This window comes from Sphingopyxis sp. SCN 67-31 (genome assembly GCF_001725095.1).
In genome coordinates this window covers 1-7,836 of sequence record NZ_MEFH01000138.1, presented here as the reverse complement: position 1 = coordinate 7,836, position 7,836 = coordinate 1, and the positions used below count along the sequence as shown (strand labels likewise).

The following is a 7,836-nucleotide window of genomic DNA, read 5'->3' as shown; positions in this document are numbered from 1 at the left end:
CCGGCGCAGGCGCAGAGCGCGGCCTTTGCCTATGACAATTTCGGCACGCCCGGCACGATCGTCAGCGACGACCGCATCGACGACCTCGGCATCCGGCGCATCCGCTTCGCCAACAATGTGATGCTCAACATCAAGAAGACCGATTTCCAGAAGGACAAGGTCTATCTGTCGGTGCGCGTCGACGGCGGGACGCTGCTTGCGACGCGCGACGACCCGACCAAGGTGGCGCTTGCGGGATCGATCAGCCTCGGCGGGCTGGAGGCGCATAGCCTCGACGATCTGCGCACCATTTTTGCGGGCAAGACGGTCAGCCCGAGCTTCGGCGTCGATACCGACGCCTTTGGCGGCAAGGCCGTCACCTCGCCCGACGATTTCGCTGCGCAGGCCGAACTGATGGCGGCTTATCTGACGCACCCCGGCTACCGCGCCGACGGGCTCGCGCTGATCCGTCGCTATCTGCCGCAGCAATATGCCGCCAATGATGCGACGCCCGGCGCGGTGATGGCGCGCGACAGCGGCGGCATCCTTGCCAACGGTGACCCGCGCGAGGAAACGCCGCCGCTTGCGACGATGATGGCACTCGACTGGAGCAAATTGAAAGCGGCGGTCGCCGACAGTTTCGATCATGGCGCGATCGAGATCGGCGTCGTCGGCGATATCGACGAACAGGCGGCGATCGACGCGATCGCGGCGACCTTCGGCGCGCTGCCCGAGCGCCGCGCGGCGTTCGATCCGCACAGCGACGCGCGCAAGCGCGACTATCCGGTCGACCACAGCGAACGCACGCTGATCCACAAGGGGCCGGCCGACCAGGCCGAACTGCGCGTCTATTGGCCGGCGCGCGACGACAGCGACCTGACCGAGGCGATGCGCCTCAACCTGCTGTCGCGCGTGATGCAGCTCATGCTCACCGACGAACTGCGCGAAAAGCTGGGCGAAACCTACAGCCCGTCGGCGGGAGCCAGCCTGTCGGACGAATATCCGGGCTATGGCTGGCTCGTCGCCGCAAGCAATGTCGATTACAAGGATCTGGCGACGACGCGCGCCGCGATCTTCGCGATCGCCAAGGAATTGCGCGACAAACCCGTCGATGCCGACACGCTCGACCGCGCGCGCAAGCCGCTGGTCGAGGCGATGACCAAGGCGCGGCGCGAAAATGCCTATTGGCTGGCCTATGTCGCCGAGGCGACGAGCCGCGCCGACCGGCTCGACCGCAGCCGCAACGGCATCGCGGCAGTCGAGGCTGCGACGCCGGCCGAGCTTGAAGCGCTCGCCAAGCGCTATCTTGTCGACGACAAGGCGCTGGTGATCCGGGCGATCAGCGACAAGGCCGGAAAATAGCGGGACGCGCGGCCGGCCCGACGGGGCGGCCGCGGCCCGGTTCTATTTCTTGAGCCCGATTTCGCGGAGCCGTTCCTGCAGATATTCGTCGGCGGTGATCGGCGTCGGATACAGGTTCGGATGCTCGGCATCGATGCAATTATCCAGCGTCACGATCGGATAGTCCGAACGGAAGTGCAGGAAGAAGGGCATCGAATAGCGCGCAACGCTGGCGCGGCCGGCGTCGGGATTGCGCACGCGGTGCGTGGTCGAGGGCAGGCGGTTGTTGGTCAGCCGTTGCAACATGTCGCCGACATTGACCGCCATAGCGCCCGCAGGCGGCGATACCGGAAGCCAACTCCCATCCTTGTCGAGGATTTCGAGGCCCGCTTCTTCGGCACCGAGCAGCAGGGTAATCGTATTGATATCTTCGTGCGCCTCGGCGCGGATGCCCTTCGCCGGGCCTTCGACGGGCGGGTAATGCAGCAGGCGCATCACGCTGTTGCCGTCCTTCACCGTGTCGTCGAAGAAATCGGGTGCGAGGCCAAGGTAGCGCGCGATCCCGGAGAGCAGCTTGCCGCCGACGCGGTCGAATTCGGCGAACAGCCGGTCATAGGTTTCGCGAAAGCCCGCGACTTCGGCCGGCCAGACATTGTTCGGCTGTTGCGCGGCAAGCGGGTGGCCGGCGGGCAGGTCGCGGCCCACGTGCCAGAATTCCTTGAGGTCGACTTCCTTCGCGCCCTTCGCGATTTCGGTGCCGAAAGGAGTGTAGCCGCGCGCGCCGCCACCGCCCGCGATATGATAGGCGCGCTTCGCCGCTTCGGGGAGCGCGAAAAATTCCTTCGCTTTCGTCCAGGCGTCGTCGATCAGCGCCGGGTCGATGCCGTGATCGGTAATCATCGCGAACCCGAAGCGTTCGAACGATCCGCCGAAATCCTGGGCGAAGCGATCGTCGGGCAGCGACATGGAAATAACGGGAACGGCAGCGGTCATAAGGGGTGTGTCCATTTGTTGGTGCTGTGGCGCGCCATGCCGGTCCCGCCGGGGCGCGTCTTTGACATGAATCAGGATTTAGGCGGGTCGGCGCGGTTGCGAAAGAGGAAAAGGATGCTTTCGCGTCGGCGCGCGCTGGGCTAGGCCCCCGCCATGGGCAAGCAATATTGGCTGATGAAATCCGAACCCGACGTCTATGGCTGGGACGACCTGGTCAAGGACGGCACGGGCATGTGGGACGGCGTGCGCAACCACAGCGCCAAGCTGAACATGATGGCGATGAAGGTCGGCGACGAGGCGCTGTTCTATCACAGCAATATCGGCAAGGAATGCGTGGGGATCATGCGCATTACCGAGGAAAGCGCGCCCGATCCGACCGCCGAGGAAGGATCGCCGTGGGTCATCGTGCGCGTCGCGCCCGTGCGCCCGCTCGCGCATCCGGTGACGCTGGCGGCGATCAAGGCCGACCCCAAGCTTGCCGACATGGACCTTATCCGCCTGTCGCGCCTGTCGGTCGGGCGCGTGACGCCCGACGAGTGGAAGCATATATTGGAAAAGTCGGAAAAGCCGGAAGCTTAGCGCAGTTTCGACTGCATGTGCGCCGCCACCGAGGGGTGGAGCGGATAGACGAATTCGCAGCCGAAGCTGTTGCCGTCGGCGCGCCGGATCACCGCTTCGAGCGGCTGCAGGCCCGGCAGGTTGACCCATATCTGCTTGCCGATCTGCGGCCGCGAAAAGGTGATCATGCGAAAGCCCGTCGACGACAGGTCGAACAGTTCGACGTCGAACGGGTTGAAGCCCGCTTCGCGATAGCGCGCGCGCCCGCGGACGGTGGCGCGTTCGGCGCGGCGCCCTTGCGGCGAAAGATCTTCGGTGTCGGTCGTGCAGGCGTTGGCCACTGTATTCAATCCCACTGGTCGGATTATCGATTCGCATTTTTAGCGCCGCGCTGGTGAACGCAAAGTCGACGGAATTGGTGAAAATCGCCTATACCATGGGGTGTTCGGCCAGCGTCATCTCCTGCCCCGGAAAGGGACGGACGAGGCTGGCCGCGTCGCGCCAGTCGGCGGTCAGCCAGCGCGCATAATCGCCGGGGCGGAGGATGACCGGCATCGCCTGCGCGCTGTGATGGCTAAGCAGGCGGTTCGGTTCGACGGTCAGGATCGCAAAGCTCGGCCAGTCCTCGCCCTGACGATGGATGCCGGCAAAGGCGAAGACCGGCCGGTCGGCAAGCGCGGCCCACAGCTGCCGCCGCGCGCCGGCCGCCCCCGACCACAGGGCAAAGCGGGTCGCGGGGATTAGGCAGCGCAGTTCGGGATGACGCAGCGTGCCGATCCAGAAGGGGCTCGAAAGGTTGCGCACCGTCGTCACCGGCTGGTCGCCGCGCGGCGGCGGCGGGACGCCCCACAGCTTGGGGCGCAGCCACGGGCGGCTCTGCGCGCTTCCGTCGCCGACGACCACCGGCGCCGGGCGTCCGGGGGTGACATAGCCGCCGGCCCAGGGATCGCGCCCTGCATCGGCACCGAGCGCCTGCGCGGCGATTTCGGCGGTCGCGTCGAGGCGATAGAGGTGCATGCCCGCCCGGCCCTAGTCGGTCGATCGCACGCGTCCGCGCATCGATTTGACCGCGCTGCGCGCCTTTTTACCGTCGACGCGGCGCGCCCTGGCCGCCTTGCTCGGCTTTGTCTTGATCCGCTTTTCAGGCCGGACCAGCGCCGCATCGACGAGCTCGTTCAGCCGCGCGCGCGCATCGGCGCGGTTGGCTTCCTGGGTGCGATAGCTGCGCGCCAGAATCACGAGTTCTCCCGCCGCCGTCATCCGGCTTCCCGCGAGCGTCTTGAGACGGCGGTAGGCGTCGGGCGGGAGGCCGAGAGCGAACACATCGACGCGAAGCTGGCACGCGGTCGCGACCTTGTTGACATTCTGGCCGCCCGGCCCGGTGCCGGCGAGGAATTTTTCCGAAATCGCGGCTTCGGGAATGTCAGCCACGGGTCGGGGCGGCGCCTTCGGGCGGTGAAAAGCCGAGCGCGGCGAAGCGCGCGGGGAAGGGAGCTTCGGCAATTATTGACGGCTTGACGTCACGTTTTACCACCAACCGCTCGGCGTGGAGCAGGGTGCGGTCCTTGCCGCGGCCGTTGCCGTACACGGGATCGCCAGCGATCGGCAGACCCAGCCCCTCGAGCGCATGGACGCGAAGCTGATGGGTGCGGCCGGTTTCGGGACGGAAACGCAGCAGCGCCCGCCCGTCGACAACGGCAAGCTTTTCCCAGTGCGACACCGACGGCTTGCCATTCGGATCGACGACCATGCGCCAGCCGGTCTCCGCGGTCGACGTCTTCGCGAGGGGCAGGTCGATGGTGCCGCCATCGCCATCGGGCACGCCGTCGATGATCGCGAGATATTGTTTTTCGACCTCGCGCCCTTCGAACGCGCGGGTGAAACGGCCGTGCGCCTTGGGATTGCGCGCGAGCAGCAGGCAGCCCGAGGTGTCGCGGTCGAGCCGGTGAACGGCAAGCGGCCAGCGCTTGAAGCCGAAACGCAGGCCGTCGAGATGGTTTTCGAGGCTGAGGCTGCCGTCGCGCGGCGGATCGACGGGCAGGCCTTCGGGCTTGTCGACGACAAGCGCCTCGCCATCGAGGAACAGAATATGGTCAGAAAGAAGCATCGCCCGCCTATAGGCGGGCCGCTCCTTCGCCGAAAGCGTAAACGTCCATCGCCAGCAGGCCATAGGTCGTGCTGGCATGGAGCCGTGCGGCGTGCAGGCCGTCCGCTTCGGTCCCCGCACCCATCGCGACGAACAAGGGCAGGATATGATCCATCGTCGGATGGTTGTCGCGGCCATGCGGCGCGCGTTCGACGGCGTGCAGCACCTCGTCGACGGCGTCCGCCGCCATATGTCCGGCCACCCAGTCGGTGAAGCCGGTGACCCAGGCGGGCGCGGGTGCGCCGATTGGCAGGCGCGCCGAAAAGAGCGCGCGAAGATTGTGCGTGATGCTGCCCGAACCGATCAGCAACACGCCCTCATCGCGAAGCGGCGCGAGTGCACGGCCCAGCGCATAATGCCATTCGGGTGGCGCATGCGAGGCGATCGAAAGCTGCACCACCGGAATATCGGCCTTGGGATAGACCAGCGACAGCGGCACCCAGGCGCCATGATCGAGCCCGCGGTCGGGATCGGCGGCGACGGCGAGGCCCTGAGCGGCGAGCAGGTCCACGGTCCGCTGCGCAAGCGCCGGATCGCCCGGCGCGGGATAGCGCATGTCGAACAGCGCTTGGGGGAAATTGCCGAAATCATGGATCGTCGGCGGCGCGGACGAAGCGGTGACCGTCGCCCGGCCGCCTTCGAACTGTGCGTCGTGATGCGCCGAGACGACCAGGATCGCGCGCGGACGCGGCAAGCGGGCGCCCAGCCCGGCGAGGAAGTCCCGCGCCGGGCTGGGCTCGAGCGCCATCATCGGCGAGCCGTGGGAGAGAAAGAGGCTCGGCAGACGGCGCATCGGGGTCAGGCCGCGAGCTTCGCCGCGGTTTTCGCGACGCGTTCGCCCAGATAGCGGGCACCGCCGAGATCGGCTTCGCTCGGCTGGCGCGATCCGTCGCCATCGGCGAGCGTCGTCGCACCATAGGGGGCGCCGCCCTTGACTTCATCGACGCCCATCTGCCCGGCATAACCATAGTCCAGCCCGACGATCGTCATGCCGAAGTGGAGGAGGTTGGTGAGGATGCTGAACAGCGTCGTTTCCTGTCCGCCATGCTGCGACGCGGTCGAGGTGAAGGCCGCACCCACCTTGCCGGTGAGCAGGCCCTGCGCCCAGACGCCGCCGGCGGTGTCCCAGAAGCTCGCCATCTGGCTGGCCATGCGGCCGAAGCGGGTCGGCGAACCGACGACGATCGCGTCATAGTCGGCAAGCTGCTTGGGATCGCCGAGCAGCGGATGCGCGGTATCGGTCTTGAAGCCGGCGGCCTTTACCACCGCCTCGGGCGCGGTTTCGGCGACGCGGCGAATATCGACCTCGGCACCCGCGGCGCGCGCACCTTCGGCGACGGCGTCGGCCATCTGCTCGATATGTCCATAGCTCGAATAATAGAGCACCAAAATCTTTGCCATCTTCGGTTTCCTTTCAGTCGGGAGGGAGAGGGGTGGGCCGCCGCCGCAAGGGAGGGGGATGGCAGGCGGCGGCCCGAGGGGGTGGGATCAGAGGCTGTCGACCAGCACCAGTTCGGCATCGTCGAGCGCTTCGACCTCGATCGTTGCGACGTCGCGGATTGCAATGCCGTCGCGTGGATCGGCATCCTGTCCGTTGATGCGGATGCGGCCCTTGGCGGCGACCAGATAGGCGTGGCGGCCGGCGCCCAGATCATAGGCGACGCGGCTCCCCGCGGTCACGGTCGCGGCCGCGACCCGGGCATCGGCGCGGATCGGTAGCGCGTCGTCGTCACCCTCGATCCCGCTGGCCAACGTCACGAAGCGTCCCGAACGGTCGGCCTGCGGAAATTCGCGCTGGCCCCAGCCGGGATTGCCGCCATCGCGATCGGGGATGATCCAGATCTGGAACAGCGTGGTTTCCTCGTCCTCGAGGTTGAATTCGCTGTGCGTCACCCCGGTGCCGGCGCTCATCACCTGGACATCGCCGGCCGCGGTGCGGCCGCTGTTGCCCATGCTGTCGCGGTGGCTGATCGCGCCGGTGCGGACATAGGTGATGATTTCCATGTCGCGGTGCGGGTGCGGCGGGAAGCCGGCCTGCGCCGCGATGGCATCGTCGTTCCAGACGCGCAGCGCACCCCAGCCCATGCGGTCGGGATCGTGATAGCCGGCGAAGGAAAAATGGTGGCGGGCGTCGAGCCAGCCGTGATTGGCGTGGCCCAGCGTGTCGAACTTGCGAATGTCGATCATCGGGCATCTCCTTTCTGGCCGCCATCCCGGACATCGGGGGCGGCGTGTTGAGGCCAAGATAGGCGATGCATTTGTTTCTGAAATAGCGTAGATCGAAACCTATCGTTTCCAATTGGAGGATTTTGTGGCGCTTCCCGATTATGAAGGCTGGGCCTGTTTCGTGGCGGTGGCCGACAGCGGCGGCTTCACCGCCGCGGCAAGCGCGCTTGGCCTGTCGAAGGCCAGCGTGTCCAAGGCGGTCAGCCGGCTCGAGGCGTCGCTCGGGATCACCTTGCTCCATCGCAGTTCGCGATCGGTGACCGTGTCGACGGCGGGCGCCGGGCTGCTAGAGGAGGCGCGGGCGATGGTGGCCGCTGCGACCGCCGCGACCGAGGCGGCGCATGGCGACCGCTTCGACCTCGCCGGGCCGATCCGACTGGCGGCGCCGATGAGTTTCGGGATCAAGGTGCTCGGCGCGCCGCTCGCCGCCTTCATGGCCGAGCATCCCGCGGTCGAGATCGAACTGACGCTCAGCGATGCGCGCCACGATCTGATCGCCGAAGGCTTCGATCTGGCGCTGCGCGTCGCCAGCCTCGACGACAGCAGCCTGCTCGCGCGCACCATCGCGCCGATCACGACGTCGGTGATCGCCA

Annotated in this window: 11 protein-coding genes; 3 read left to right on the top strand and 8 right to left on the bottom strand. The window is 66.9% G+C overall.

What is annotated here, in order from left to right; all coding sequences use genetic code 11:
* Positions 1 to 1,341 (top strand): M16 family metallopeptidase (locus ABS88_RS21545; protein WP_286750543.1); only part of this gene is annotated, 1,341 nt, incomplete at its 5' end.
* 42 nt (positions 1,342 to 1,383) lie between these two features.
* Here the strand turns inward: ABS88_RS21545 and ABS88_RS21540 are convergent.
* Positions 1,384 to 2,313, bottom strand: coding sequence for an isopenicillin N synthase family dioxygenase (locus ABS88_RS21540; RefSeq protein WP_003040305.1), 930 nt, complete (start codon positions 2,311 to 2,313; stop codon positions 1,384 to 1,386).
* A 153-nt stretch (positions 2,314 to 2,466) separates the two neighbouring features.
* Between ABS88_RS21540 and ABS88_RS21535 the strand changes: the two genes are divergently transcribed.
* A complete protein-coding gene (locus ABS88_RS21535) occupies positions 2,467 to 2,892 on the top strand; it encodes an EVE domain-containing protein (RefSeq protein WP_003040303.1) in 426 nt (141 codons plus the stop codon).
* Here ABS88_RS21535 and ABS88_RS21530 read toward each other — a convergent pair.
* The 7 genes from ABS88_RS21530 to ABS88_RS21500 form a co-directional block, all read right to left on the bottom strand.
* Positions 2,889 to 3,212, bottom strand: coding sequence for a PilZ domain-containing protein (locus ABS88_RS21530; protein ID WP_058812591.1), 324 nt, complete (start codon positions 3,210 to 3,212; stop codon positions 2,889 to 2,891). The two genes, ABS88_RS21535 and ABS88_RS21530, sit on opposite strands and share 4 nt — an antisense overlap.
* A gap of 88 nt (positions 3,213 to 3,300) precedes the next feature.
* Positions 3,301 to 3,888 carry an SOS response-associated peptidase family protein gene (locus tag ABS88_RS21525; RefSeq protein WP_286750542.1) on the bottom strand — a complete coding sequence of 196 codons (588 nt, stop codon included), beginning with the start codon at positions 3,886 to 3,888 and terminating at the stop codon, positions 3,301 to 3,303.
* A gap of 12 nt (positions 3,889 to 3,900) precedes the next feature.
* Complete coding sequence (gene arfB / locus ABS88_RS21520; RefSeq protein WP_003040293.1) at positions 3,901 to 4,302, bottom strand: alternative ribosome rescue aminoacyl-tRNA hydrolase ArfB; 402 nt, start codon at positions 4,300 to 4,302, stop codon at positions 3,901 to 3,903.
* Positions 4,295 to 4,978: an RluA family pseudouridine synthase gene (locus ABS88_RS21515; protein ID WP_062900619.1), complete on the bottom strand. Its 684-nt coding sequence runs from the start codon at positions 4,976 to 4,978 to the stop codon at positions 4,295 to 4,297. The genes arfB and ABS88_RS21515 overlap by 8 nt, the downstream gene beginning before the upstream one ends.
* 7 nt (positions 4,979 to 4,985) lie before the next feature.
* Positions 4,986 to 5,810 carry a DODA-type extradiol aromatic ring-opening family dioxygenase gene (locus tag ABS88_RS21510; protein ID WP_286750541.1) on the bottom strand — a complete coding sequence of 275 codons (825 nt, stop codon included), beginning with the start codon at positions 5,808 to 5,810 and terminating at the stop codon, positions 4,986 to 4,988.
* A 5-nt stretch (positions 5,811 to 5,815) separates the two neighbouring features.
* On the bottom strand, positions 5,816 to 6,418 hold the full coding sequence (wrbA, locus tag ABS88_RS21505) for an NAD(P)H:quinone oxidoreductase (RefSeq protein WP_058812593.1): 603 nt from the start codon (positions 6,416 to 6,418) through the stop codon (positions 5,816 to 5,818).
* 87 nt (positions 6,419 to 6,505) lie between these two features.
* Positions 6,506 to 7,204: a pirin family protein gene (locus tag ABS88_RS21500; RefSeq protein WP_286750540.1), complete on the bottom strand. Its 699-nt coding sequence runs from the start codon at positions 7,202 to 7,204 to the stop codon at positions 6,506 to 6,508.
* 124 nt (positions 7,205 to 7,328) lie between these two features.
* Between ABS88_RS21500 and ABS88_RS21495 the strand changes: the two genes are divergently transcribed.
* Positions 7,329 to 7,836, top strand: a 508-nt coding sequence (locus tag ABS88_RS21495; protein WP_286750539.1) for a LysR family transcriptional regulator, incomplete at its 3' end; no start/stop codon positions are given.

Excerpts from the sequence above, each read along its gene's own strand:
- ABS88_RS21500 (WP_286750540.1), bottom strand. The coding sequence starts at position 7,204 with ATGATCGACATTCGCAAGTTCGACACGCTGGGCCACGCCAATCACGGC.
- ABS88_RS21525 (WP_286750542.1), bottom strand. The coding sequence starts at position 3,888 with ATGCACCTCTATCGCCTCGACGCGACCGCCGAAATCGCCGCGCAGGCG.
- ABS88_RS21535 (WP_003040303.1), top strand. The coding sequence starts at position 2,467 with ATGGGCAAGCAATATTGGCTGATGAAATCCGAACCCGACGTCTATGGC.
- wrbA (WP_058812593.1), bottom strand. The coding sequence starts at position 6,418 with ATGGCAAAGATTTTGGTGCTCTATTATTCGAGCTATGGACATATCGAG.
- ABS88_RS21515 (WP_062900619.1), bottom strand. The coding sequence starts at position 4,978 with ATGCTTCTTTCTGACCATATTCTGTTCCTCGATGGCGAGGCGCTTGTC.
- ABS88_RS21510 (WP_286750541.1), bottom strand. The coding sequence starts at position 5,810 with ATGCGCCGTCTGCCGAGCCTCTTTCTCTCCCACGGCTCGCCGATGATG.
- ABS88_RS21540 (WP_003040305.1), bottom strand. The coding sequence starts at position 2,313 with ATGACCGCTGCCGTTCCCGTTATTTCCATGTCGCTGCCCGACGATCGC.